The 24,543-nt window shown below is 56.6% G+C and carries 38 protein-coding genes; 15 read left to right on the top strand and 23 right to left on the bottom strand.

The features are described 5' to 3' along the window. Positions 1-12: 12 nt before the first annotated feature. The 17 genes from BLR72_RS22010 to BLR72_RS21930 all read right to left on the bottom strand — a co-directional run bounded on the left by BLR72_RS22010 (position 13) and on the right by BLR72_RS21930 (position 11,547). Positions 13-282, bottom strand: a complete 270-nt coding sequence (locus BLR72_RS22010) for a hypothetical protein (RefSeq protein ID WP_091952067.1) — start codon at positions 280-282, stop codon at positions 13-15. A gap of 26 nt (positions 283-308) precedes the next feature. After that, entirely contained in the window at positions 309-665 is a 357-nt protein-coding gene (locus BLR72_RS22005; protein ID WP_091952065.1) for a GTA-gp10 family protein, read from the bottom strand. A 7-nt stretch (positions 666-672) separates the two neighbouring features. Beyond that, positions 673-1,365: a phage tail tube protein gene (locus BLR72_RS22600; protein WP_175492437.1), complete on the bottom strand. Its 693-nt coding sequence runs from the start codon at positions 1,363-1,365 to the stop codon at positions 673-675. 9 nt (positions 1,366-1,374) lie between these two features. Beyond that, entirely contained in the window at positions 1,375-1,770 is a 396-nt protein-coding gene (locus BLR72_RS21995) for a tail completion protein gp17 (RefSeq protein WP_091952063.1), read from the bottom strand. Continuing rightward, positions 1,771-2,208 (bottom strand): HK97-gp10 family putative phage morphogenesis protein, encoded by a 438-nt coding sequence (locus BLR72_RS21990; protein WP_091952061.1) that lies wholly within the window; start codon positions 2,206-2,208, stop codon positions 1,771-1,773. Then, the gene (locus BLR72_RS21985; protein ID WP_091952059.1) at positions 2,208-2,546 is read right to left on the bottom strand and encodes a phage head closure protein; all 339 of its coding nucleotides are present in this window, start codon (positions 2,544-2,546) and stop codon (positions 2,208-2,210) included. The genes BLR72_RS21990 and BLR72_RS21985 overlap by 1 nt, the downstream gene beginning before the upstream one ends. Next, a complete protein-coding gene (locus BLR72_RS21980) occupies positions 2,543-3,100 on the bottom strand; it encodes a head-tail connector protein (protein WP_091952057.1) in 558 nt (185 codons plus the stop codon). Before BLR72_RS21980 ends, BLR72_RS21985 begins: the two co-directional genes overlap by 4 nt. After that, positions 3,100-3,339, bottom strand: coding sequence for a hypothetical protein (locus tag BLR72_RS21975; protein ID WP_091952055.1), 240 nt, complete (start codon positions 3,337-3,339; stop codon positions 3,100-3,102). The genes BLR72_RS21980 and BLR72_RS21975 overlap by 1 nt, the downstream gene beginning before the upstream one ends. Before the next feature lie 68 nt (positions 3,340-3,407). Then, positions 3,408-4,604, bottom strand: coding sequence for a phage major capsid protein (locus BLR72_RS21970; protein WP_091952053.1), 1,197 nt, complete (start codon positions 4,602-4,604; stop codon positions 3,408-3,410). Between the two features lie 32 nt (positions 4,605-4,636). Beyond that, positions 4,637-5,299, bottom strand: a complete 663-nt coding sequence (locus BLR72_RS21965) for an HK97 family phage prohead protease (protein ID WP_091952051.1) — start codon at positions 5,297-5,299, stop codon at positions 4,637-4,639. A gap of 5 nt (positions 5,300-5,304) precedes the next feature. Beyond that, entirely contained in the window at positions 5,305-6,537 is a 1,233-nt protein-coding gene (locus tag BLR72_RS21960) for a phage portal protein (protein ID WP_091952049.1), read from the bottom strand. Continuing rightward, a complete protein-coding gene (locus BLR72_RS21955; RefSeq protein ID WP_091952047.1) occupies positions 6,534-8,246 on the bottom strand; it encodes a terminase large subunit in 1,713 nt (570 codons plus the stop codon). The genes BLR72_RS21960 and BLR72_RS21955 overlap by 4 nt, the downstream gene beginning before the upstream one ends. Continuing rightward, on the bottom strand, positions 8,243-8,704 hold the full coding sequence (locus tag BLR72_RS21950; RefSeq protein WP_091952045.1) for a hypothetical protein: 462 nt from the start codon (positions 8,702-8,704) through the stop codon (positions 8,243-8,245). Before BLR72_RS21950 ends, BLR72_RS21955 begins: the two co-directional genes overlap by 4 nt. Before the next feature lie 282 nt (positions 8,705-8,986). Beyond that, on the bottom strand, positions 8,987-9,193 hold the full coding sequence (locus tag BLR72_RS21945; RefSeq protein ID WP_139202565.1) for a hypothetical protein: 207 nt from the start codon (positions 9,191-9,193) through the stop codon (positions 8,987-8,989). 5 nt (positions 9,194-9,198) lie between these two features. Then, on the bottom strand, positions 9,199-9,582 hold the full coding sequence (locus BLR72_RS21940; protein WP_091952041.1) for an HNH endonuclease: 384 nt from the start codon (positions 9,580-9,582) through the stop codon (positions 9,199-9,201). 155 nt (positions 9,583-9,737) lie between these two features. Continuing rightward, complete coding sequence (locus BLR72_RS21935) at positions 9,738-10,397, bottom strand: transcription termination/antitermination protein NusG (RefSeq protein WP_091952038.1); 660 nt, start codon at positions 10,395-10,397, stop codon at positions 9,738-9,740. Continuing rightward, the gene (locus BLR72_RS21930) at positions 10,381-11,547 is read right to left on the bottom strand and encodes a helix-turn-helix domain-containing protein (RefSeq protein WP_091952036.1); all 1,167 of its coding nucleotides are present in this window, start codon (positions 11,545-11,547) and stop codon (positions 10,381-10,383) included. Before BLR72_RS21930 ends, BLR72_RS21935 begins: the two co-directional genes overlap by 17 nt. Positions 11,548-11,702: 155 nt before the next feature. Between BLR72_RS21930 and BLR72_RS22595 the strand changes: the two genes are divergently transcribed. After that, positions 11,703-11,894 carry a hypothetical protein gene (locus BLR72_RS22595; protein ID WP_175492436.1) on the top strand — a complete coding sequence of 64 codons (192 nt, stop codon included), beginning with the start codon at positions 11,703-11,705 and terminating at the stop codon, positions 11,892-11,894. A 158-nt stretch (positions 11,895-12,052) separates the two neighbouring features. On the opposite strand, the gene BLR72_RS21920 is transcribed toward BLR72_RS22595, so the two are convergent. The 5 genes from BLR72_RS21920 to BLR72_RS21895 form a co-directional block, all read right to left on the bottom strand. Further along, positions 12,053-12,367: a hypothetical protein gene (locus tag BLR72_RS21920; RefSeq protein WP_091952032.1), complete on the bottom strand. Its 315-nt coding sequence runs from the start codon at positions 12,365-12,367 to the stop codon at positions 12,053-12,055. Continuing rightward, complete coding sequence (locus BLR72_RS21915; protein ID WP_139202564.1) at positions 12,364-12,627, bottom strand: hypothetical protein; 264 nt, start codon at positions 12,625-12,627, stop codon at positions 12,364-12,366. Before BLR72_RS21915 ends, BLR72_RS21920 begins: the two co-directional genes overlap by 4 nt. A gap of 29 nt (positions 12,628-12,656) precedes the next feature. Continuing rightward, positions 12,657-13,568 (bottom strand): ParB N-terminal domain-containing protein, encoded by a 912-nt coding sequence (locus BLR72_RS21910; RefSeq protein ID WP_175492435.1) that lies wholly within the window; start codon positions 13,566-13,568, stop codon positions 12,657-12,659. Beyond that, complete coding sequence (locus tag BLR72_RS21905) at positions 13,507-14,724, bottom strand: MT-A70 family methyltransferase (protein ID WP_091952026.1); 1,218 nt, start codon at positions 14,722-14,724, stop codon at positions 13,507-13,509. The genes BLR72_RS21910 and BLR72_RS21905 overlap by 62 nt, the downstream gene beginning before the upstream one ends. Positions 14,725-14,917: 193 nt before the next feature. Next, positions 14,918-15,379, bottom strand: a complete 462-nt coding sequence (locus BLR72_RS21895) for a phage regulatory CII family protein (protein WP_091952022.1) — start codon at positions 15,377-15,379, stop codon at positions 14,918-14,920. Positions 15,380-15,887: 508 nt separating this feature from the next. Here BLR72_RS21895 and BLR72_RS21885 point away from each other — a divergent pair. From BLR72_RS21885 to BLR72_RS22340, 14 genes are all read left to right on the top strand, one after another. Continuing rightward, positions 15,888-16,211: a helix-turn-helix domain-containing protein gene (locus tag BLR72_RS21885; protein WP_175492434.1), complete on the top strand. Its 324-nt coding sequence runs from the start codon at positions 15,888-15,890 to the stop codon at positions 16,209-16,211. 303 nt (positions 16,212-16,514) lie between these two features. Then, positions 16,515-16,808 carry an Arc family DNA-binding protein gene (locus BLR72_RS21875; RefSeq protein WP_091952014.1) on the top strand — a complete coding sequence of 98 codons (294 nt, stop codon included), beginning with the start codon at positions 16,515-16,517 and terminating at the stop codon, positions 16,806-16,808. Between the two features lie 188 nt (positions 16,809-16,996). After that, positions 16,997-17,215: a hypothetical protein gene (locus BLR72_RS21870; protein WP_091952012.1), complete on the top strand. Its 219-nt coding sequence runs from the start codon at positions 16,997-16,999 to the stop codon at positions 17,213-17,215. Next, the gene (locus tag BLR72_RS21865) at positions 17,212-17,430 is read left to right on the top strand and encodes a hypothetical protein (protein ID WP_091952010.1); all 219 of its coding nucleotides are present in this window, start codon (positions 17,212-17,214) and stop codon (positions 17,428-17,430) included. The genes BLR72_RS21870 and BLR72_RS21865 overlap by 4 nt, the downstream gene beginning before the upstream one ends. A 12-nt stretch (positions 17,431-17,442) precedes the next feature. Beyond that, the gene (locus tag BLR72_RS21860) at positions 17,443-17,670 is read left to right on the top strand and encodes a hypothetical protein (RefSeq protein WP_091952008.1); all 228 of its coding nucleotides are present in this window, start codon (positions 17,443-17,445) and stop codon (positions 17,668-17,670) included. Then, on the top strand, positions 17,663-18,715 hold the full coding sequence (locus BLR72_RS21855; RefSeq protein ID WP_091952006.1) for a DUF5131 family protein: 1,053 nt from the start codon (positions 17,663-17,665) through the stop codon (positions 18,713-18,715). Before BLR72_RS21860 ends, BLR72_RS21855 begins: the two co-directional genes overlap by 8 nt. Continuing rightward, entirely contained in the window at positions 18,705-19,517 is an 813-nt protein-coding gene (locus tag BLR72_RS21850) for a hypothetical protein (protein WP_091952005.1), read from the top strand. Before BLR72_RS21855 ends, BLR72_RS21850 begins: the two co-directional genes overlap by 11 nt. After that, positions 19,514-20,149: a hypothetical protein gene (locus BLR72_RS21845; protein WP_091952003.1), complete on the top strand. Its 636-nt coding sequence runs from the start codon at positions 19,514-19,516 to the stop codon at positions 20,147-20,149. Before BLR72_RS21850 ends, BLR72_RS21845 begins: the two co-directional genes overlap by 4 nt. Beyond that, positions 20,146-20,490 (top strand): dATP/dGTP pyrophosphohydrolase domain-containing protein, encoded by a 345-nt coding sequence (locus tag BLR72_RS21840; protein ID WP_091952002.1) that lies wholly within the window; start codon positions 20,146-20,148, stop codon positions 20,488-20,490. The genes BLR72_RS21845 and BLR72_RS21840 overlap by 4 nt, the downstream gene beginning before the upstream one ends. Further along, a complete protein-coding gene (locus tag BLR72_RS21835) occupies positions 20,487-20,861 on the top strand; it encodes a DUF4326 domain-containing protein (RefSeq protein WP_091951999.1) in 375 nt (124 codons plus the stop codon). The genes BLR72_RS21840 and BLR72_RS21835 overlap by 4 nt, the downstream gene beginning before the upstream one ends. Positions 20,862-20,893: 32 nt before the next feature. Beyond that, positions 20,894-21,349, top strand: coding sequence for a 5' nucleotidase, NT5C type (locus BLR72_RS21830; RefSeq protein WP_210183748.1), 456 nt, complete (start codon positions 20,894-20,896; stop codon positions 21,347-21,349). After that, entirely contained in the window at positions 21,343-21,504 is a 162-nt protein-coding gene (locus BLR72_RS22590) for a hypothetical protein (RefSeq protein ID WP_175492433.1), read from the top strand. Before BLR72_RS21830 ends, BLR72_RS22590 begins: the two co-directional genes overlap by 7 nt. Position 21,505: 1 nt before the next feature. After that, entirely contained in the window at positions 21,506-22,288 is a 783-nt protein-coding gene (locus tag BLR72_RS21825) for a hypothetical protein (RefSeq protein ID WP_091951997.1), read from the top strand. Between the two features lie 300 nt (positions 22,289-22,588). Next, the gene (locus BLR72_RS22340) at positions 22,589-22,852 is read left to right on the top strand and encodes a helix-turn-helix domain-containing protein (RefSeq protein WP_210183747.1); all 264 of its coding nucleotides are present in this window, start codon (positions 22,589-22,591) and stop codon (positions 22,850-22,852) included. A 182-nt stretch (positions 22,853-23,034) separates the two neighbouring features. On the opposite strand, the gene BLR72_RS21810 is transcribed toward BLR72_RS22340, so the two are convergent. After that, positions 23,035-24,393: a DUF6538 domain-containing protein gene (locus tag BLR72_RS21810; RefSeq protein ID WP_091951991.1), complete on the bottom strand. Its 1,359-nt coding sequence runs from the start codon at positions 24,391-24,393 to the stop codon at positions 23,035-23,037. Between the last annotated feature and the right edge of the window lie 150 nt (positions 24,394-24,543).

Genomic DNA, 24,543 nt, shown 5'->3' with positions numbered 1-24,543 from the left:
GTCTCCTGTCGATCAATGCCGCGTCAGAGCCGCCGTCCATTGCATCGCAATGGCAATCTGCTCTTCTACGGTTTGACGCCGTTTCGGCGCAGCGGCCGCGCCGCTTTGCATATCTTTAAGTTTGGGGAGTCTTTTGGAGCGCTGCAGCGCCTCGATGTGCCAGACCGTCCAGACGCGCTCGTTGTGCTCGCGCGTTCGCCGCTTCTCATGACCAAGCAGGATGTTTTTGACTTCACGCAGGGTGAGACGCCAGAAGAGATCGCCTCTCTCGCCGACGCTCACCCAGTTTGATTGCAGCGAAAGCCAGTCTATGCCTTCGCTGCCCTCCTGGGGTCCGGCTTTTTCGCAGCCTCCGCCGGCGGAAACGCTGCGATGAAGCATTGCGTTATCGCGGTGATGACCGGCTTGACGCCGGCTTCAGTCGCGATCCTTCCCGCCTCGATCATATCAACCTCGGGGTGATTGTCGCGCAGTGCCGCCCAGATGAAGGCGCGCAGATCACTCATGCGCACCTCGGCGGGATTTTTCTGCAACTTCTCGGCAACTTTCCCGATGGGCAAATCAAAGTGATCTTCCAACTCACAGGTGGCATTGATCGAGAATGATAGCGTATATTCACTATCTCCTGCTTTGAACGCCACCTGCCCGCGATGTGGATTGGCCATGCGTCACCTATGCTGCGATGACGTTGGCCGTGGCGGCGCTCGTCGCTGTGGCATTGCCGGCCGAATTTGTGCCAGTCACTGCGACGGCGATCGCCGCCCCAACGTCGCCGACGACCGGGGTGTACGTTGGGCCCGTTGCGCCGGCGATGTTCACGCCTGCCTTTTTCCACTGGTAGCTGAACGACGGCGAATAGCTCCACGCACCTGCATAAGCCGAAAGCACCTGGCCAACCTGCGCAACACCGCTGATCGCCGGAAGCAGCGTGTTGGCGGGAGCCTGCGTCGCGCCGTTGACGTGCGGACCAGAGACCTTGAAGGTCACCGTCGCCGTCATCTTGTCTTCGGTCGGAACCGCCGGTTCATAACCCTGGCGGATGCCGGTAAACGTCCAGGTGACGCCGTTGGGAAACGTGATGCGGCAAATCTTACGCTTGCCCTTGGCATTCTGGATCGCGAGATCGGCAGCGGAACCGGGGATGAAATTCATTTCAAACGATGCTTCGCCTGGATCGGTCAGGCCGGCGATGAATTCGCGGGTGCGGTTCGGGCTCTGCATATGGGTCGCATCCACGAGATCATCCGTGTCGGACGGCGGCGTGATGTCATAAACTTCCGCGATGTCCTCGAACACGGTGGGCGCTTCGGGGTCTGCCATGGCAAATATACTGCCGTAGCCAATCATTGCTCCAGTTTCGGCCATTGGTATCTCCTAATCGTGCCAAATGATAAAATCGAGGGATTTGCGGAATAGGTTGTTCACCTCGCCCGCATCCGCAGCGGGTAGATCGCGATCGGCGTCAAGAAAGACGCCCTGAAAATTGGTGCCGGAGACGGTACCGGAATAACCTGACAAAAGGGCGAGGATAGCGCGATAGGCGGCCAGCATCGCGGTATAGGTTTCGCTGTAGATGTCGACCTGGATGCGGCTCGTGATCAAGCCCGAGGGCGCGCGCATATGGATATCGGGTAGGCCGCTGATCTTCTGCAGCACGGCATAAGGCAGACCGAGGTCGCTCTGCGGCTTGCGCCCCCAGTTGATCCGGTTCGACAAAGCGGCGCTCACGCCGGCGTTAGCCAGCAGCAGACCCATCAAGGCCTCTTCCATTTACTTCACCCGCTTTTTTGCCAGACGTTTGGAAGACGCTTCGATCTCGCCCCATAGTGAATTGGCGATCAGATCGAGCACGTTCTGTTGTTCAGCATCCCATGCAGGTCGCATGAATGGCTGAGCGACATGGTTTTCGTTGCCGAATTCCTGCTGCACACCTGCAGGGTCGTTGGTTCCGACAAACATTTCCTGAAAGGCTTTGCCGCCTTCTTCCTTGTGCAATGCGCGCTGCCGGCGATTCAGCTTCGTCGAGACATCAATGCTTTCGCTCAAATGAAAGGTCAGCGTCGGCGCCTTGCGCCGAGCTGCTCGGGCAATTGGCTCTCCCGCCTCTTTTAGCACACGGCGAAGGGTGGCCTTTGCCGTTGATTTGGGCAGTTGGCCAAGGGCCTTATCAAGCTCGCTTAGCCCATCGACCCTCACCTTGCGCACCATTATGGCTCGCTCCGTCGTGTCGCCGTGATCTCGATGAAGCGATTGCGACCTTGGTCAGCCTCTTTGACACCCGTGATTTCCCAGATTGTGCCCTCGTGGCTCAGCCGGTCGATTGGCGTGATGGTTCGGCTATCGTTGGTGGAGCGAATGAGAAACCGCGCGATCTGCGATGCACCGACTTGGCCAGCAGCATACTTTTCGCCGTCAGACACATCCTTGCGCTGCGCGCGATAGCTGATGAAATCCTGCCAAGTCTTGACGGGTTCATTTAAGGCGTTGGTCGTCGAGGTAAATCGCTGGACGACAACCCGGCGCGTTAATTGGCCCGCGCCGATCATGGATGCATCCGGCGATAGGGCGAGATGAGCAGATCGAACGCCGGGTTTTCGTAAGCCTGGCCGCCGATTTGCTCGCGGTTGGCATACAAGCCGGCAGCCATGAGCAGAATTGCCGCCTTGATCGCCGCCGGCACGTCTGCAGGATCATCCTCGCCAAGCGTGAACACGACGGAGATCGCGTCTCCGCGCGCGTAGAGCGACGGACGTGTGAAACTGCTATCGAGCCACAAAGTCTCGCCAGATAGACGGTAGGACGTGTCCGGAACTATGCGCTCAACGTTCGCCTCATCAAAATACTTGAGAGCGACGCCCTTGACCGGCTTCATGGGCATGGTGAAGCAGGCTCGCCATTCGCAAGCCTGCACCGCCCATTCTTGCGTCATCAGCGCACGACCGAGGACGCCCGAATAGCCGTCCATATGGTTGACAGCGGCATCGAGGTACATCTGAAGAATATCGTCATCATCGGTGAAATCCGACGCGATGACGTGCTTTTTCAGATCAGCCAGGTTGACCGGTGCCGCCGTCGGCGCTTTGACGAGAACAATGTCCATTAGCCAGCGGCCCCGCCCGTCTCCGTTTCGGTAGTGCTTACGGGCGCGACCGGAGCGGCCTTGTTCTTCGGCGCGCGCTTAACGGCCTTGTTCTTTGGCGCCGGTTCCGACTTCGAACCGTTCAGCGGCTCTAGCGACTTGCCGATGAGATGCTTGACATCGCTTTCACGCGCCTCGCGGATATCGCCGACGTTGTAGACCTGATCACCAATATGATGGCGCAAAACCTTGAATTTCATTGGAGCCTCCTTCTTCGGTTCATGAAGTGGGCGACCGGAGCCGCCCACTGTGATCAACCGACCTTGGATCAGGCCACGCGGCCGAAATCGCCATAGACAAACGCTTCCGGACGGTAGACTGCCAGAGCGAGACGCTCTTCACCGAGGATGGTGACAAGGTTCTTGGTGAAATCGTCGTTGATGTAGCCGACCTCGACGCGGGCATCCCAGCGATCAAAGACCTGGGCACCGAGCTTGAATGCGCCGGTGAGGAACTTGTCGACTGCGATCGCCTGCGTTGCAACAACCGGGAGGCCCCAGAGCGTCGGGGAAATCGTGCCCTGCGGATTGCCGATGATGTAACGGCCTTCGCTGTCTTTCAGGGTTTCGATCCATGCCCAATCGATCGGGTTCATAACGTGGCCGGTTGCCGGGTATTCAGCGAGCGCCGCCTGCAACATGGCAAGACGCATCATGTCGATGCTGGTCGGTGCCGGCAGAGTGATCGGCGCCGCGTAGGCAGTGGCCTGCGGGATGATGCCGTTCAAGTTTTGGCCGGTGCCGTCACCGTTGAGGAGCTGCGCTTCCTCGACATAGGCCAAGCCGTAAAGCAGGCGGTTGTCGATGATCGAGCGCAACTGCGAGAAGTCATCGAGAATCTGGCGCGAGGCCTTCATCCAGTGAGCGATGACCTTCGCCGAGGTGGGGACCAGATCGAACTTGAGATCAGACTGTGGCTTGGCCGTGTTTTCTGCGGTGGGAGCCGCATTGTTCACGAAGCCCGTCTCGCGGACATACTCGAGCGTCGAGCCGTCCATCCGGCCTTGGCTGAGCAGATCGCGAACAGTAAGACGGCGCTGCGGAAGTTCGAGGACGCCCGGCAGTCGAGTATTCTGGACGCCAGCACCCGCAGAACCGGCAGCATTGGTCGTTGCGGAGGTGATCGTCGCCTTGAAGCGAACGTCAGCCTTGCCGCGCGAACCGGACGCCGCAAATTCCTTGATGCCCTCGTTCTCGACGAACTGCTCGCCGAAGGACTTTTCGCCGTCCTTGTCGTCCTCGTTGCCGGAACGAGCGAGCTTCTGCTCGATCTCGGCGATCTGAGCGGTGAGGCCGTTCATCTTGAGAAGAGCCTCGTCGGCCTTTTCCTTGGCAGCCGTCGTCAACTCTTCGCCGGACTTTACCTTGCCAAGCGCGTCCTCGGCGATCGCCTTTACAGCGTCAAACGCCTTCTGATGGTCAGCCTTAATTTCGGCTGCCATTTCGATTGCTGTTTTCTCAGTCATTGCAGTTGTCCTTTCTGGACAGTGGTTGGGATTTAACCGCGCAGCGCCTTGAGGAGCGCGGTCGCGTCGTTTGCCTGACTGCCCTCGGACTCGCTCCGAATGGCCTTGGCATAGCCGTGCGAGGCAATCGCAGTGGCCATGCTCTTCGGGAACCCTGCTTCGCGCAGAACTTCCTCGAAATCCTTGATCGGCATGGGGTCGCCATCGCGGAAGCGGCGGGCGATCTCTTCCATGCGTTCTGATTTGACGCCTTCGATCCGCGCTCGGCGGTTCGCTGGGAACGACACCGGGCTGATCTCATAAAGCTCGAGCTTCTTCAGCAGCCGAGTGTTTCCATCCGGCTCGGTCTCGACCTCCCGATAGCCGATCGACAGGCCGCCGATCGCCTTGTGCTTGGCGAGCGTGTAAACCTCGCGCGCCTTCTGGATATCGAGGAGGAAACGGCCCTTCCCCCAGAGCCCTTTCGCATCCTCGGCCAAGTCTTCCCAGACACCGATGGGCTCATCCGCGTTGTGCTGCCAGAGCATGAGGACATTGCTGCCCTCGCGCTTGTGGCGCGCCAGGCTCTCGACAAATGCGCCCGGCATAACCTTCTCACCGTAGCTGTCCACGTTGCCGAACACAGAGCCGTAACCCTCAAATGTGCCGTCTTCCGACAGGTCTTTCACCTGCAGGGCAAAATCCTTGGTTTTCATGGTTCTTATTCCTGTGTGGCCTGTGGAGCAGCAAGGGCCGCAGGCTGCGGCGTTTGGGTGATCGGGATATTCTGAGACTGCATGCGGGGAACATTGCCGCCCTCGACAGGTGGCAAGTTTTCGAGAGCCCTAACCTCGTTGATGGTCGTCCATCCGTTCATGAGAGCGGAGGCGTAGAATTCGGCGCGCGCTTTACTATCGCCACGCAATAGGCCCTCAAGACTAAATTCAATGGTCATGCCGTTGGCGCGTTCGGCCGACGTGAGCAACTGCTTTTCGAGCGCCTGCTCGATGCGCTTCAAGCGGCGGCGAAGAGTGAACTTTTGGAAACCGAGCGTTTGCTGTTCGAGGCCGGTGCCCCAACTGGTAGCCTTATCCGTGTGGCCGACCATGAAGGGTGGCACGCCGAAGAAACGGCAGATTTCCTCTACCGAGAACGAACGGGACTCCAGCATCTGCGCGTCTTCGGGATTGATGGTGAGCTGATGCCATGTGGTACCGCCTTCGAGAATAAGCGGCCTTCCCGCGTTCATGCTCCCAATGAATTTTTCCGGCAGCTTTTTCTCAACCAGATCACGCTGTTCTTGCGAAAGCCACTTTTCGAATGTGAGCACGCCCGACGGCCGCATACCATTCTTGAACGTCTCTCCGGCGGCCCGATCGGTCGCTCGCGCCAGGCTAAACGCCTGCCTGGCAAAATGCAGTGTCGACATGCCACCGAGAGGTTCGCCACCAAACCCACGAATATGCAGCACAGTTTCGTCGGTTTCTACAAATTGCCTGCCATCTTGCGTCCAGCGATACTCAATTTTGCCGTTGGAAAGCCGACGGACGTTCACCCACTCAGGATTGATCGGCACGAGGCCGACAATTCGAGCGCCTGACCGCACTTTCCGAGCGTACCCGTTGCCCCAAAGTTCAATACTCGAATTTATATAGTCCCAGAAATCAACTGCTGTCTGATCGTAGTTCGGGCTATCGTGCAGGAGACGATAAAGCGGGTGAGAGGGATCGACCACGCGATTTCCGCTGGAATCGATTTTGTAAACCATCAACGGCAACGATGAAATCGTACCTGATAGTAGATTAACGCACGCCCAAACGGCGGAAAGAGACAGAGCCGATTGCGCATTCACGGTCTCACCCGCGTCGGACGACTGCTGTACTCCATTCCAGTCCTGGGGCTGCCGCATCGAGAGGGTGCGTACCAAATCGGCCATTTTGCGAAACAGGTTCATACGGCACTTTCCAGACTCTTGAAGAAGCTGTCTTCACCAGCTCCGGAGGCTTCGGGATTTCTGCTCATGAGCATTACAGCGTTGAACGATGCTACGAGCGGGTCGATTTTGGCCTTGCCGGCGGTCTGCTTGGTTATAAGGATCGCATTGCCACGCTGTTCCGCGCGCGCGTTCCCCACGCAAAAGGTCATAAGGTTGGACGCGGAATGAATGAGTGTTCCATCCTTCAACTTCCGCTCCATCCCCCAAACTGCAGGAGAAAGCCGCGTGCCTTGACCGATTGCAGCGAGCATTTCTCCGTTGATGCCGCGGAGATCAAGTTCGTCAACGAGCGCTGCGATGCCGTAGGGGTCGAGCCCAACTGCATGTTGCTCTGGCAATAGTCCAGCGCGGCGAACCCGCTCCACGATGTCAGCGACCTCGATCAGGTCCTGCGTCGGCATCGAGCAGATAACCAGGTCACCATCTTTCTCGAAACCACGAAGCGTCTCGGCGATTTCTTTGCGCTGTTTCAACACCTCGGGATGAGCCCATGCCTTGGTCCAGAGCAACCACTGCCGTGTAATCTTGTGCCGTCCGCATGCTGCCAGCCCCAAGAGATCGTCCAGTCCGCCCCCGTCGATGCCAAGAGTGACGACATCGCAGTTCTCCAAAACATGTTCGAGCGTGACCTTCGCATTTCCCGCAGCCAACCAGAAATCCGCGCCGATCCAACGGTCAGAGTGAAGTGCCATCCCGATCTCAACATTGAGGTGCTGAGACGCCCACCGCCGTTCCTCCTCTTCGCCTTTTTCTTTGGCGGTGCGGTAGTCTGAAATCAGACGCTTGATCGTTATTGATCGGCCAAGATTAGGCAGCACCATTGGCCAGTTCTTCGGGTCCTGCCACGGCTTGTCCTCGGCGATCTGCATCGCCTCCGGAAATTCGTAGAGGATCGGCAGCGTTCGAACCTCATCGGTAATTCGCCCGTCTCGGACACCTCTCGCGTACTGCAATTCAGACTTGAATACGCCCGCCGGCGGTTCGTCACTTTGCGTAGTGATGAAAATCAGAAAGGCTTCGGGGTTGGCAATAATTCCCCCGCGTATCTGGCCAATAACTCGCGAGGCAAACGACATCGACGACATTAAGTGGATTTCATCGACGAGTACGCCGGCGGGCTTTGCGCCGGTCATAACTTTCAGATCAAAGGTCTTTACTTTCAGCTTCGCTTTCGACCGCCGATCGACAATCGTCTTGAGGTGCTCTTGTACCTGGAAACGTTTCTGCAGATAACCATCAGGATCGGCCTCAATCATGCCGGTCGCCTGCTGGAACGCGAGGTCGGCAACCTCTTGCGTCGGACCCACAAGGATGAATTCCGCTCGCGGCCGACGGTTCATCAGCAATGCCGTCATCATGATGCCGGCCCCGCCCGTCGTTTTCGAGTTCTTCTTCGGCACCAATGCGAAGAGTTCCTGAACGAGGCGGCGTCCAGATAGATCAAGCGAACCAAAAACGTTGCGAACGATGTCGCGCTGCCAGTCACCGGCAGCGTCTGCCATCGCCGGCTGTCCAGGCACATCGGGCAAACGCAGCTTGTTGAAGATGCTCGCGGCTCGATTGGCCTCGGTCTCGTCGAGTGGCAAGGTTGGGACGAGCGAGCGGCCTTCCTTCAGCCGATCAATCCAATCGGGGCACGCGAAATTCCATTCGGTCGTTTCGGTCAATTGAGCAACTCACCCCACCCAGACTCTTCGTGAGCTGTCTCGGCCTCAAGATTTGCCAGCGCTTTCTTGCCGAGCTGCTGCTCACGTTTTTCCTCTGGCTTCGTCTTCGGAGCTGGCGGTTCGACGCGGCCTTTATCAATGATTTCGAAGATCCGACTTGTTGCGACTGAATTACCGGAGCGCATCTTTTTCAGGGTGACTTCCAAGGCCATGCCTTCGATCAGATCAGCACCATCTTCCAGCTCTCGGGAAAAATGTTTTCGCAACGTCTTTTCATCGCAGCCGAGATACCGAGCAATCCGGCCTTGCGACCAGCCGGCTGCGCGGAGTAGCGATACAAGCTCCTGATTTTCCTTTGTTTTGGCAAACGACGCCCTTCCCCACCGTTCGCGTATTTGCGTAATCGGCGCTCCGAACAGATCAACGTCGCTTGCGCTGGCTGATTTTTCTTCGCTCACGGGAAAAAAATCTCCGAATGAGGGGGACGCGGGTCTAGGAGGATCGGTCTTACCAGACTTTTGACCCGCCCCCCGGTAGTGATGTCAGGACATTGGTGCAGGCAGGGCGCTATCCCTGCATCGTGTCGTCGCTATACCGAATGCAAAAGAACCGTCGTCGGCGAACCCGTTTGACGAGAACCTACGCACCGATGGCGCTAAAGGTGCTTACCTCTTCATCGGAGGCCGTTTCCGTCGCGAGCATTTGCGCCCGCAGTACCGAGGCATACACCGATGTCCTGATTAGGTCGACGGCTTGAACCACTTGGTTATGGTGCCGCTCTCGATGATGCCATGAAAGAACGGTGCGTGAGTATCGCCCGTCGCCTTCACGCCGATATAAGAGCCGCGATGTTCCTGCCATGTCGCAAGCATTAGGCCATGTTCCTTGTGCGAGACAAGGATTGGATCAGCCATCGCCTGCTCGGGTTCACCCTTGGTCCATCTCATGAAGATCAATCCCAATTACCGCGCAGGTGGAGCGTTGCTTGCTCTTCCTGTTGCTTGATGCTGTCGTGGCACTCCTTGCAGATGCACTGGAGGTTGCGCTCATCCCAGAACAACACTTCTCTGCCACGGTGCGGAGTTCTGTGGTCACACACCAGCTTCGACGTGTCGGCCATGATGCGTCCGCATCCCACCATTTGGCAGGTGAACAGGTCCCGCACGAGAACCGACATGCGTAGCTTCTGCCAACGCGCGGTCTTGTACCATTTGCGATATGCCTGGCTCTCGTCGCGTTGACGAAACCGCTGTTGCTCATTCTCGTAAGCCCCAAGCTTGGAGACACGATGAGAGAGCGGTTTGAGAACCGGCTTGAGCGCTGTCAGTTTTGGCATGAGATCGAAGCCTCCATGGCTTCGCACTTGTGGAGAAGCTATTCGCCTATTGGCATTCGCTTCTCTTTAGGTCCGCAGGGAGCCCTACCGTGATGGCAGCTCACCGTCTCGGAAGCTTTGCGCTTCACAGTCTACGGGTCGTCTGGATGGATTCGCTATCTGACTCTTTTGATTTGATCAAGTGCCAGCCAGACGGGCGTCTCACGCCCAAAAATGAGGACATCGACTCGCACCGTCTCAACGTCCGGTTCGCAGAATTCTACAACACCTGGAAACGAAGCAAAAGGTCCATCGACGACGCGAACGCGTTCACCGACTTGATACTCACCAACATCCTTTTTCTCTTTTCGAAATATCTCACCTGATAGCACTAAGCCTTTGAGACGATTGATTTCCTTGTCCTTCAAGGCGACAGGGGTTTTGCCATCCGTGAGGATGCTAGCAACACCCTTAATACCCGCCAACCCCGCCCAACTTTCGGCTACGGGGACAACGAAAACGAAGATGTAGCCAGGCCAGCAGACCCGCTCGTTTGTCATCGCCGGCCTACTTCCCCGCCTTGGGATTTGCTCGATCTCGACCGGCAACCAGGCTTGAATGCCAGCGTCGAGCAGCCGTTTGTGCACAGCCTTTTCTTGGTTATTCGGCGTTGTGACCACAAACCACGCCCGAAGCGATTCGTCTGACCCGGCCGCAGTAGCGAGAAACCTGTTCTGCCTGGCATTGCGTTCCCGCGCTCTATCACTGGCAATCCAAGCCCGATCAAGATTGATCGCTGCTGCCCGTTCGAGGTCTTTCCTATCGATCGCCATCATTTCCCGTTCCCCGAATTGCCTGCTCAAATTCCTTCAGTCTTTCCGGTCCTCCGACAGGAAAATAGACGACAGGTTGGTTTCCGGGGTCTGGTATCCACGGCCATCCCTTCGACTCGTGGAATGTCTTCCAGCTATCAAATAGCTCACTCGCGACGGGAACTGCCTCGACCAATGGCTTGAGATCGTCCAACGCCGAAAGCACCATGACACCCTGTCTCTGGGTCGCCATCTCATGCATTCGGTTCACGAACGGCCAGCCGAGCTTGATCTGCTTCTCCCGGCGCATCGCCGCTTCCCGATCAGGGTTCGCCGCAATCATCTGCTTTTCGATGAACGTGAACATTGGCAAATCTTGTGGACCAGCAAGAAGTCGCCGGAAACGCTCGATTGCCCATGTTGGACCGAAGGGGCGAGCCTCAACGCTTATCGGCTTGGCGGCAGGTGCCTCATCGGGGATATCGGTCCAAAGGCGATCCTTCAGATAGGTGGACGGTGCTGGAAAGTGCTTCTTCGACTGGCTGCGCAACATGTTGAACCACGCATCCCGCCGCCGCTGAGCCGTTTGTCGATCCTCCTCAGTCAGGTCCGCCCAAAGCTTCCTTGCCTCACCAGTCGGCATCCCCTGAGACCCTGGCCAACCTTTCACCAACCGGAAGAAGGAACGTTCAAGGGCCTTTGCATTCCCTTCCCTTCCCTCATCCTCGCTCGCGCATTCTCTCTCAACCTTATCGTCAGTAATTACTTGATCATCAGTATTTACTAGTGTCGGATTCACCGTCGACGGTTTTACCGTTGACGGATTCACCGTCGACGGTTTTTCAGTCTGCGGTAAAGATGCAACACCTCCCGTCGGTTCATCGTAGATGACAAGCGACATCGCGCCAAAGCGACCGCCTTCGCGTGCTTGGTCCTTTTCCGCGTAACCGCAGTCGACTAGCTCCTTGATCATCGTGCGGGCCTTGTCCCGACCGCACCCGCCCTTTTTGGCCACGTCGCCGACGATGACCGTCCAGTTGTCAGGCTTGGATAAGAGATAGCCAAGCAGCCACCGCGCGGCCATGCTGAGGCGCGTATCCTCGAAGACGTGGTTTGGTATGGTGCTATAGCGTGCATTGCGCACACCACGCCGGATTGTCGCCTCTTCGTTCATCGGCTTGCTTTCCGCCACGTCTCGAAATCGGCCCGCAATTTGCGCCACCGATCCGCCGCAGCTTCACTGTCATTGAGTTCTTTTCGGGAGGAAACACAGAGTACGGTACGCAACTTTTGAGCCACGCGATCTTTGGTCAAAGGACGCTCTAGACCGTGGCATTGTTCGAGGAAAACCCGGAACGCGGGCTCCTCGCATTTCATGGCGGCTTCCGCCGCGAAATCCTTTGGCTCGCGCTTTGCGGGCGCGCCGCTCGACCCTCGCGCAGCCGTGATGGCCCGATCGACAAGACCGAGAAGAAAACCGACCATGGCGGGCGCATTGACGACGAAATCAATCTCATCTGATGAAGCGCCGCGATGGAACCGCGCGACCTCGACCAGTTCGCCGCTATCCAGCCTTGACTCTACAAAGGTGATGTCGCGATCCGCCGCCAACGACCATCGCGCGGGATGCAGAGCATCGAGACGATCTCGGATTTTTCGAAGTTCTGCCGCCTCCGACCTCATCGTCTGCCACCGCTAATTTGCGCAGAACGTTTCACACGCGACTCACTGCAACAGTCTGAATTCATTGGAGGAATGTAGAAGGCGCGAAACGAGATACCCATCCAGTCACAGATGGCGATGACCTTGTGCGCGGCCACGGCTTGGCCGCACGTCACGCGCGATAGGTCAGTCCACGTCACACCAATGACATGAGCAAGCGCCCTATAACCACGCCCGTCATCATTGAGACGCGCGCGCAGCAACTTCCCAAAGGGACGCCAATCGTATTCCGCACGCCCTGCCACTTCATCCTCAGAAGGTAGATCGGTCATTCGATCACCTCCTGACTCCCATCATCGAGAAGGAGAACGCCGAGATCGTTGGGCCGAACGTTTAGCGCCGCCCATAGTTTTTTGCGGGGAGAGGCTGTCTTGAGCCGTCCGGCCCACGCGTCCTCAAACTCAGCCACCGACACGCCGGCGGCGCGCCGCATGTCATTCTTGTATCGCTTCACCGTCGCGTCCTGCCCACCGTTGAGAGGAGCCGAAAGCCAACGGTAGTCAGCGCCAAGGTGCAAAAATCGTTTCAACATCCGAGGCGAGTAGTCCGGAATTAACCTGGTCATGCCGATGCCATCGCAGGCAGGGCAACGCGCTCGGGAAACTTCGCGTCAATCCAGTCAGTGATGGCAGCCGCGAGCTGATCCTTCTTGGCGACATACGGTAGTCCAGCACGCAGCCGTTTTTTGGTTTCGGCGTCGATACTGTCTTTCGCTGACCAAATGTCGAAAAGCTCGAACTTTGAGACGAAATCAGGCTGCATCAATGCCTTTGGGCGTTCAGATAACGCCATCAGCAGAGGATATAGAATTCCCATATCCCAGACCTCAGAAGCATCGCGATAGCCTTCCGCACGCATCAGTACTCTGAGGGCAAGCACAATATTTTCGCGCTTGCGCGCATGGATGACGTTCCGAAATGCAGTGACGCCATATATCTGCCCGGGCTTTTTGGTATAGCTCGACGTATTGCTGTCCATCAGCGTTGCACCGCCGTCGCTGGCAACATGTGCGGCCTGGACGGCCCAATCTTCGCCTGCAGCCAACGCAGCTTTGTAAACTTGCCAGACGGTGACTTTCGTCACCATGCCATTTACCGCCGCGAAGCTTGCGGCCTGTTCCTCGGCTGTCATGTGGACGATTTGGCACGGAACTTCGGCGAATCCGCACATTGCAGCGGCGTGGGTGCGATGCTGCCCGTCGATGATCGCGTATTTGCCGCCCTCGATCGGGGCGACGAACACGGGCGAAAACCGCGACCACTTGAAGCGAGCCGCAATACGCTTGATTGCCTTCCAGTTACCAGGTTTCAGCTCTCGCTGATAACTGTCGTCGATGACGAGACAATCGATCCGGACCCATTGCAACATGGGCGCAACGCCGGGATCAATGTGAGTAGGACGCTGTTTGGGATCAATCTTGATTGGTCGCATCATCCACCTTTTCAGCTTCGTTGACGGGTTCGCCGACCTCATATCCCCACGCGTCCCAAGTGCCCGGGCGCGGCTTGCGGCAGAACATTTCGAGGCGAGGAACATCCGGGTAAAGCCGCTCTATCGTTTCGGCGTAGAAATCGGGCTTGGCAGAGTGCCGGCCTTTCTTTTCGCGATAGACGGTCTCAGGCTGCGATCCGGGCAGCGGCGCGGGAATGTTTCCGCGTTTGCCGATCAAAAGAATCTCGTGGCGATCGCGCCCCCAATACCCCGTGCCGGCAACTTCCTTGTCCCAAACCCAGTGATGGATGTAGCGAAAGCCCCAAGCCTGCAGCACACGAATACCATCGAGCAGCATTGGATTAGTCGCCCAAAGAAACAGAACGGCGTTAGGTGTTGCTGGAGAGCCAATTTCTTCGAACAATTGGCAAATTGCGTCTGTGTCCATCGTCGGGTAATGGTTTTCGGCGCTTTTCTCGCGACCAGTTTCCTCATTGCGAACGTCGAACTTCCATGGTGGATCGGCATAGATCACGGGATATTGCATGCGTACGCGACCCGGCGCCGTAGTATGGCCCGCGGTTTCGATCGCGCGCATGTTGGCTAGGCGCTCGGCATGGCGGAGGCGCTGACGCTCCGCCCGGATCGCCTTGGCGCGCGCAATGATTTCTCGCTCTTCTTGCGCCAAGACTTCCCGCTGCGCCTCATGCGCGAGATGCGAAATTGCCTCGCCGGCGTGAACCGACACTTTGCCGTCGCGGATCGCAGTCGACAGTTCTTCGACGCCGCGATCGCGCACGCGTTTGGCAGCAGCGATCGCACGTTCGGAAATAGACAATCGCTCTGCTGCCTTCTTTTGGGTCTGCAAATTTGCGGACCCTTCGGCATATTGATTTGTGCCATTGGTCCAGTCGACGATATTGGCCGCGACAATGGCCCGCTGGCTTTCGCTCAAATGACGGCGATGTAGGTTGTGCGAGAGAACAAATCCGAGCGGATCGGTACCGCCATATTCCATCGTGAGCGGCTCAACTCCGGCCAGCACGCAGGCCCTTAAACGATTCCGCCCGTCTAGAACCCGGCCTTCGTATAAGACAATGGGCTCTTCCTGGCCCCGCACGGCGATATCGTCGGCGAGCTGCTGCAGGTCGGTATCGCCTATCATCGGAAACAGCTCGGCAAGCGGATGCGCGTCCATTAAGCTGCCTCGCTCGCAATGAAACGGCCCCGCTGGTAGGCCAACGCTTGATGCTTCTCGCAGTAGCGCCGGCCATTTTGACAAACGTCGGCACAAAAAATGAAAACTCCGCCAGGTGGCGGGGAATTAACTGGCCAAGCGCAATCGTCGCTCTCCAAGGCCTTCATGGGGACATTCATCAATCCGTACTTGCTCATGCGCCACTCACTTTCCGTTGGATGCTGGACAGCACGGACATGAGTTCTTGAATGTCTTTGGTGATCGCCAGCCGTTCGTTTTCAGTTACGACGCCATCATCGAGCGCCTCCACAATTTGCCGCTCCACATCGTGAGCCTCCCGCATCACACTGGAGAGATCGCCCAGCCCAAGCCGGCCTGTTCCGGCACTTTCGGTCATAGGCACCAGCTCGTACCCCTGGGCAGAAGCCAGCGCGCGGGCATTAACTGGAGCGCCAACGGCTAGGTCTAGATCGAGTGCTACATCGACGCCGGGAAAGCGTTCGTGTTCATGAGATGCGCAGTAAAGTGAGATCATCGGCGCAGTGACTCGAGTCATCTCGCTCACGATTTTGCCGCCACCGCCTTGCTCGACGGACACGCGGAAAGCCATTTTCAACGAGTTGCGCTGTTTGTCTGATGAGAACCTGACAGTCATGATTTTACTCCGAAGGGACGAGCGCGCCCGGACGAAAGGCCTAAGTCCGGGCGCGCGTCTCTATCCGCAGGGAGGAGGACGCGGACAGAAATGGGGAAGTGACGGGAGGCGCGAAAAGTCGATAGCCTGCAATTTGCGTGACGTGACCGGCTAAAACGAACGATAAGGGCGTCACAAAAGGAATTCATTGTGCCGGCTCCAAAGTAAGCACGGCCACAAATGCACTTGGGGGTACCTTGCCAGCAGTGACCGTGAATATACGTTCGAGATACTTGCGGCGTGGAATGGCCGCTCCGGCCTCCCATTTCCAAACCATGCTCTTGGACGCACCGATCAAAGCCCCGAAGGCCTCCAACGATAGGCCGGTCTCGATTCGATATTTGGTAAGGGCGTGCTCCATGACATCACGTTTCTATTATAGAAACTTTTTTGTCAAGCGGAGCATGTTGAAAGTTTCTTTTCCGAGTATCGCCAAATTTAACGAAATTGCGATAATCGAAAGATGCCAGTGAAACTCAAAGAAACAAAAGACCGGCGCGTATCGACTCTCTATCTTCAGTCGTGGCTCAAGCATCGAGGCATGACCTCGGCGGAGCTTGCGTCACGGATTGAAGCAAGTACGAGCGTGATATCGAAGCTTCTCAATGGAAAGCAGCGCTATAATCAGGATCTACTGGAGCGTATAGCGTTCGTGCTGGATTGCGATATACCGGCGCTTTTTCGCGATCCGGACAAGCCTTCTGCGAACGAGCTTATAGACCGCATGTCTCCCGACGATCGCGATCGGTCGATGAAAATATTGCAGACGATGGTCCCGAAGAAGACAGGTTAATCAACGCCGGCTGGAACAGGGATAATCAGTGCAAATCTGGAAGTGTGGTCAACTTCAATCGTCCAGGCCCCACCATGCCGGCGCGACATTGCCTCTGCCAGCCTCCGGGCGTATTCCTCACATTCATCGTCCAGGGCTAAAGCATTAGCCTGCCTCGTGGTTCCGGTCTGACCTATCAAAACCGCTCCAAGTGTAAGGCTCTTGAGGGCCTCCCGCCTTGATCGCATTACGCCGCACTCCCTAGTAAAAGACCATCATACATGTGTTGACACCATTTTGGTGTCAAGACACCAGAAACTTTCGATGTTATTGCCGACCCTCATGGGGAAGCAAGACGATTGGATACGGAAGACGGTTCGGCTTCCCGTGGAACTGCACGAGCAGTTGTCCCGGGCTGCGATATCATCCTCCATAAACGCCGAGATCGTCGCCCGTCTTGAACAGTCCTTCTTGGATCAACCCAAGCCGCGCCACGATATTTCGGCCTCGCTGCTTGAGATTATCGAAGCCACTCAGTTATTGGATGATGAAGATCGAGCGAAGATCGTCGATCTCATAATCTCGATCGGCACCAAGCTTTCCAACCGCACACGCTGATTCTGCTTCCAACGTTTCTGTTTTCGAAGGTCCTTTCACTCATATCAGCGTAATCGTCATATTTGAAGTTTCTTTTTTCGAAACATTTTATTGACACCGTCGTTTCTATAATAGAAATATATGCGTCATCCGAAGGCTACACCGCGCGACACCCCGCGTTGGTCCAGCCGCAACCTCTGAGGATGACAATGAGCACTACCCTTCAGCATATCCTCGGCACGGCGTTTATCGTCGGAGCTTTCGTAACCTCGCTGCAGCTGTCCGGCTGCACTACCGGCTACAACAATTGGACCCCGGCGACGGGAACATCTCTCGAAGCATACCAGGAGCGTTCTTGCGCCAGCGGGTATTACGACTGCGGCCTTCGCGTGAGCGGAAACGCCAGTGACCACGGTGCGCGCAAATGAACCCTACTGCGCACCTTCCCGCAGCGCTCAACGACTACGCTGTACGTACGCTTTCCGCCGTTCGCGATCTGACCATCGAAGAACAGATGGACGAGATCAGCATGCGAGTGACGGTCGGAGAATACGCCGGCGTTCCCGATCGGGAACTCAACGTGCTGCGTCACGCCTGGCAGGCACTTTTCAACCGTCTTTATCGCTTCACCACTGTCCACTGAAAAGGAACGCGAATGGCTCTGCTCATTCAGCAGTATCTATGGCTTGTGCCAATCATTTTGTCCGGCCTCATTTGGGCGGTCGTGGTCATGATTCCCTACAAAGAGCCTGAACACGAAGGTGGCTTTGAATGCGGCCCGCTGTTCGAAGTCACAGCGCGTGTAACCATAGCCACCGTGATCTCGCTTCTAGTTTGGTTGGCCTTTGTCGCCCTCGCACTGTGGAGGGCAAAGCATGGCTGACAAAACCAAGATCGAATGGACAGATGCGACGTGGAACCCCATCACCGGCTGCAGCATCGTGTCGCCGGGCTGCACCAACTGCTACGCGATGAAGCTGGCAGGAACGCGGCTCAAGCACATCAAATCCCGCAAGGGGCTGACAAAGGATACGAAGGCCGGTCCCGTTTGGACTGGAGAGGTTCGCTTCAACGAAGAGTGGCTTAATCAGCCACTACGGTGGAAAGCCCCCCGCATGATATTCGTTTGCGCGCATGGCGACCTGTTCGCCGAGGGCGTGCCAGATGAATGGATCGACAAGATTTTCACCGTTATGACGCTCGCGCCGCAGCACGTCTTTCAAGTGCTGACGAAGCGTCCGGATCGCATGCGGGACTACTGCCGGAATTTACCAGCACGAGCTGACCGGCTCGGTCAATGGGCAGCGTCCATCTGGGGCGGCAAGGACCCGGATGGCATTTATGAGACGGCTCAGGAGACCGCAGCGAATCCGCTTGCAAATGTCTGGCTTGGCGTGTCGGTCGAGGATCAGACGCGGGCCGAAGAGCGCATTCCTATTCTGCTCGACACACCCGCCGCTGTCCGGTGGATCAGCGCAGAACCGCTGCTAGGCCCTATCGACCTGGCCAACGTCGATATTGATAACGACGGCTCCATGGACACGATTAATCCACGCCTATGGCGCGATGAATGGGAGTTGTCTTGGCAGGGCACTACCGACGACGCTAACGAGGCGCTTGACGGTTTCCTCGACTGGTACGGGCTAAGCAGCATTCCAGATGGCTTCATGCATCCGACCCTCGATTGGGTGGTTGTCGGCGGCGAAAGCGGCCATGGTGCGAGGCCGGTGCAGCAAAAATGGGTTCAATCATTGCGCGATCAATGCGCCGGCGCGAGCGTGCCGTTTCTCTTCAAGCAGTGGGGCGAATACAAGCCGACTTCGGATGCGAACGGCCCCTATATGGCTTGGTTCGGAAAGCGAGCCGCCGGCCGCGAGCTTGACGGTGTGACACACGACGCATTCCCCGAGGTAAACCATGGACGATAACGGGAAGCTCGAGAGCGGCTTTGCCTCTTTCCGTTCTGACATCCTGTGGATGTTGCAACCCCTCACCGATTACATGCGCTCGTTCGGAGGCGCCATGACTGACAACATTGTCGTAGAACCTTGTGCGGAAGGTGGCGCAATCGTGGCCGGTATATCTGGGCACGCGATTGCCGTGTTTCGGGACCCGCACGGTAGCTGCAGCAGACCGATGACGCTCGGCATACCTGACGCCATGTTTGAAGCCTGCCGGCCACCCAAGCCCATCCACATGACCTACTGCGGTCATTCCTATTCATGCCCGCTGCCCGAATGGGCGCAGCCTCACACGGTTGTCGCCTATTCCGCGGGATCATTTGTCCTCCCGAAAATGCGGCATCCGGACTGGGCCGAGGAGGATGATGAATTCCACCCGTGCCTGTTCCAGGCAACAGAATGCGGGAGAAACTATACCGTTGGACAAGACTACAAGTGGACGGCCGGCGCACCCGTTAATTGGCGCAAGCCGCTCGAGCTAGCCCTTACAAACTCTAACCTCACAACGGGTGTGAGCGAGATAAATCCAGAAGTGGTTGCGCTTTTCAGCCGGATACCTGCTCGCATAGCTGAAGTCCGCCAACGCGGCGCCGAGACATTCCATCGGCACACCCAAGGTAAAGACGGCGCTCCGCAACCGGTTGTGGTTACCGTGCAGGATTACCCCGATTTCGTCGGCGCATACATGCCAATGAGTCCGCTGCCTTATCAGCCGCCGTCCCTTTGGTTTCAGAAGCGAGTGCATGACGCGCGAGGTGGCGTGCAATGAGCGGGCTTCGCGTTTTGGTTGCGTGCGAATATTCGGGCGTTGTGAGAACGGCTTTTGCTGTTCGAGGTCATGACGCTTGGTCCTGCGATTTACTTCCGGCCGAGGACAGGAGCAACAAGCATATCATCGGCGACGCCCGCGAATTGCTCAACGATGGATGGGACCTTTTGATCGTGGCGCACCCGCCCTGCACTCGCCTGTGCAATTCAGGTGTGCGGTGGCTGTCAACGCCGCCGGCCGGCAAGACGGTCGATCAAATGCAAGCCGAACTGCGCGAAGGCGCAGCTCTCTTCTCAGATTTTTGGAACGCGCCGATCGAGCGGATTTGTGTCGAAAACCCCGTCATGCACCGCCACGCCAAGGCGCTGATCACCAATTATCGCGAACCGGCCCAGTCGGTGCAACCTTGGCAATATGGGCACGGTGAAACCAAGCGAACATGCCTATGGCTGAAAAACCTTCCGCCACTCGTCCCCACCAACATCGTTGCAGGCCGCGAACAGCGCGTCTTTCGTATGTCGCCCGGACCCGATCGCTGGAAGGAACGCTCGCGATTTTTCCCCGGCATCGCCGGCGCAATGGCTGCACAGTGGGGCAACCTCCCAGAACATTCTTTGAGGGCAGCAGAATGATCTTCGATCTCATCCAACACCTGCGCCGCCAATCGACATTTTCACAGGCGACCTTCGGTCCAGGCGAAAGAACCCTTGGTAACCTCGACCACATCCGCAAGGAATTGATCGAGATTGAGAAGGACCCTCACGACCTCAAAGAATGGGTCGACGTGATGCTTTTGGCATTCGACGGAGCGATGCGTCACGGGTATTCGCCAGAAGCAATCTCCGCGACCATTATGGCAGTTCAGACCCGCAACGAAAATCGTATTTGGCCAGATTGGAGGACGATGTCGCACGATCACGCGATCGAGCACGATCGAACTGCTGACGATGTTAAGGCGGAGGTCCCTCAATGACTATGCCGCAGCGAATCCGCCTCTCCCGTGCGAGAGGCTTTGATCTCGAAGCCCACTCCCTTGCGCTCAATGGGTTGCCGGCGGTACACGTCGCCCGCCCCGGGCCTTGGGGCAACCCGTTTATCGTCGGGAAGGACGGCGATCGAGAACAGTGCGTTGATCTCTACACTGCACTGCTCTCAGGTCTCCTAGCGCTCGCGAAGTCACCAGACATCGAAGCTCTCAAAGCGTCTCGCAGTTACGTTGGCACCCACCTCGACGAGCTGCGTGGCAAAAACTTGGCATGTTGGTGCGCGCTCGATGGCAAACCCTGCCACGCCGACATACTACTGAAAATTGCGAACCGTCCAATCTGCGAGGAGGCAATATGACCCCCCGCCTATATCTCGACCTAGACGGCGTTTTGGCCGATTTCGACTACCATTTTCCGGCGACGTTTAATCTCGATCACCGCAGTATGGCGGGCGATGAAATCTGGTCGCAGATCAACGCGCACCCCTCCTATTTTCTCGACATGCCTCTTTGTGATGGTGCGCTAGACTTCTTTTGTGAGATCGAGCGGCTCAATCCCATCATCCTCACCGCTTGTTCAAAGTCGAATTACGCAAATGTCGCCCGGCAAAAGCGTGAGTGGGTTCGGAAGCATCTTTCGAGCAAAGTCACCATCCTCCCGGTGTCGGGAAGCAAGTACAAGCCGCTGTTCATGCATGCACCCGGCGACATCTTGATCGATGACTACGACAAGAACGTGCGAGAGTGGAACGACGCCGGCGGTATCGCCATCCACCATCGTAACTTCGAAACCACGGGGATCGAGCTGGTCGAAGTGCTGAAGTCGTGGAGGCCGCAAACATGCTGACCTTCACGCAAGGTGACATTTTGCTCGCGGCTGTCGTCGGGCTGCTTGCCTATCTCTTCACTCACGCTCTGGGATTATCGTTTCTGGCAGCGCTGCTCGCGTGGATCATTGTTTTGGTGGCCTGGTTCGCCGCCGCTGCTATCTGGAGGTTCTGAAATGAAACCAACTGAAAAGCAGATCAACGCTGCGATTGCATTTCGCACCGTCATTTGGTTTTCCTGCGGTGCCGCCAGCGCAGTAGCAGCAAAAATGACACTCGCCGACAACCGGGAGGCTATCTCCGTCTACTGCGAAACCGGACAGGAACACGACGACAGTAAGCGCTTCATGGCGGATTGCGTGCGCTGGTTCAACGCCCCCATCACCTCGATCAAGTCGGATGAATACGCCGACACTTGGGATGTATGGGAAAAGACCGGGTGGCTTGCCGGGATCAATGGCGCTCGCTGCACCACAGAACTAAAAGTCAGGCCGCGTCTCGCATTCCAGAGACCCACGGATATTCATGTTTTTGGGTATACGGCAGATAGGCGGGATGTAGAGCGAGCCAAGCAGCTTAGAGATAATTATCCAGAGCTTACCATTCGCACCCCGCTCATCGATGCCGGACTGACCAAACAGGCGGTTCTAGCAATGGTGCAGCAAGCTGGGATTGATATTCCGATCCCTTACAAGCTCGGCTTCCACAACAACAACTGTAAGACTTGCGTTAAGGCAACCAGCCCCGACTATTGGGCACTAGTACGCAAGTCCTATCCCGAAGACTTCGCACGCATGGCCAAGCTTTCACGCAAGCTTGACGTACGTCTGTCACGCATCAACGACGAGCGGATTTTCATCGATGAAATCCCTGCCAATCAACCGACAACAAACCCGATAGCGCCGTCTTGTGACTTCCTCTGCCACATCGCTGAAAAAGACCTTGGTGAAGCGGCATGAACGGACTTTCACCAACTCAGATGGCTTTCCTTCAATACATTGGCGACCAACATTGCGGAGCGATCGATCGCGGTTTCATAGACGGCAGCACACGCGTCATCCCCTCACTTGTGAAGCGAGGGCTTCTAGAGTGGCGCGGCGTAAGTATCCAAATTACTGACTTGGGCAGAGATACCCTCCACAAAGACGCTATGACCGGAGGTGGATTATGACAATCGACCCTGTCGCAATAATCGTATCGACGATACTTGCGTTCTACTTCGGATGGCTGGCTCGCTCACTGCTCGACAGGAGCAAGCCATGACCGACCAGGGAGCGAGCCCACGAGAGAGGAAATATCAGCATTCGATCGCCAGGGAGCGGCGTAGATATATCCTCGACCATATGGCAACCGATCTCAGCTGGGGTGACGTGGTGCGCGCCCTTGACTTGGCCCAACAATTTGGCGTCTCCGAGAGGACGATTTATCGCGACATAAAGGCGATCAGGCGCTTGCACCCGCACACGATACTGAGCGAAGCCGGTATCGGATACACGATCGCGAGGTCAACCCCCAATGGGTAAGCCTACCTCGTCCAAGCCGGTGACTATTGAGCGTCTAGAATTATATCTCGACCGCCTGGCTACAATCATGGTTGATCACGGCCCGGAGTTCGACTGCCTACTGCCCATCTATGAAAGGCTCGAACGGGAAATCGATGACCGCAAGAAGTCGATCGACAAGATGACGCTGATCCGCGAGAGGGTCAGACAATCGAGGGATCAAAGGATAGCTCAATCTTCCTGAGTTCCTGCATGCGCCATTCCATTGAACCGCCTATCCCGTAATCAGGCCGGTCAATGGTGTGGCCCATCAAAATCTTGCGCAATTCGTGGTCAATTCCCGCCTCTTTCATCCTGTCTTCGAATGCGTGGCGAAACGAATAGATCGTATGCTTCGTAGATGGAAACAGCTCGTTATCCCTAAAGAACTTGTTCAAGGTATTGGATAGAACCGTTTCCTTGTCTTTGTAACGAGGGAATCCGTTTGGATGCTTTCGCAGCGCCTCAAGTGCCATACCGATTAGGGGGACGGACCTGATCGACGATTGGGTTTTTATCTCCCGTGGATCGTCCGGGTCTTCGCGAGGCTCAATCTTGATATGGGGAATGTTGCTGGCAATATCGATCGTGGCCCCGGTCAGATTGCTGATCTCGCCCATTCGCGCGCCTGTCTCGATCAGGACCAACAACACTCCCCGCGCTTCACTGTTCAGGCCAGCCAATGCGCCAGGCGCCAAGATTGTTTCCTTGATCCAATCGAGGGGGAATGGAGGCCGCTTGCGCTTCTTCTTTTCGCTGAAATTCAGATCATCGAAGGGATTATCGCGATCTTTTTGGCCCATGTATGTGAAATATGCCGTGTAGAGCGTCCGCAAATTTCCCATATCGCGGTTACCGGTCGACGGAGAGTGCGAGCCGCGACCTTCCTTCGGTGCGATCTTATCGAGCCAATACTTGTAGAACTTGTTGGCATCATCCCTCGTGATATCAACAAGCTGCTTATCGCCAACGAGATCGATGAAGTTTTTGAACGACCGTTTCTTTTTCGCTATCCACCGTTCCCGCTGGTCTTTGCTCTTGCCGGTCAGCTCGTGGGGAACAATCTCCTCGAGGAAGATTTTCTGCGCTTTCGAAATGGTTGCGGCCGGCTGATCCACAACGCCGAGCACGGACACGAGCGCAGACTTTTCGGTGCGAACGTCAAGGATGGCTTCGAAACGCTGTGCAAGGGCCTCTATGGGTTCAAGCGCAAGCATCGCGGCAGGTTTATATGAGAAGCCGAGAGCTTCGGCACGCTTGACTGCAGAGGCGTATTGCAGCCGCGCTTTGTCGCCTTCGAAGCCCATTATAAGGGAGGCCCAATATTCGTTATCTGCGGTCTCATAAATATCGCGCTTCGTTCTGGCGATGGCGATATCATCCGTCTTCAGCGATATCCGGATATGCTCGCCACGGGCGTCGAGGGCCGCGATTTCTTTCGGAACACGGCGCTTATAGAAGAAATTGCCATTGCGTTGCTGGAGGTGCCGGTTAGGGCTTTTGTCTTCGCGTTTGCGAGTCATCTATACCGCTCCGAAAGCGCGTGTGGCGCAAAATGTGGAACGTTATGTGGCACAAAAATAAGCCATATGGCAATAAGCCTGTTTTATCAATCTGATTTTGTGCTTATTTATCAATAACTTAAGTGGTTTTTGAATGGTACGGTCGGGTGG

Origin of the sequence: Phyllobacterium sp. YR620 (assembly GCF_900104165.1) — a bacterium.
Classification (GTDB): Bacteria; Pseudomonadota; Alphaproteobacteria; order Rhizobiales; family Rhizobiaceae; genus Phyllobacterium; species Phyllobacterium pellucidum.
This window is presented reverse-complemented; position numbering and strand designations above follow the sequence as displayed.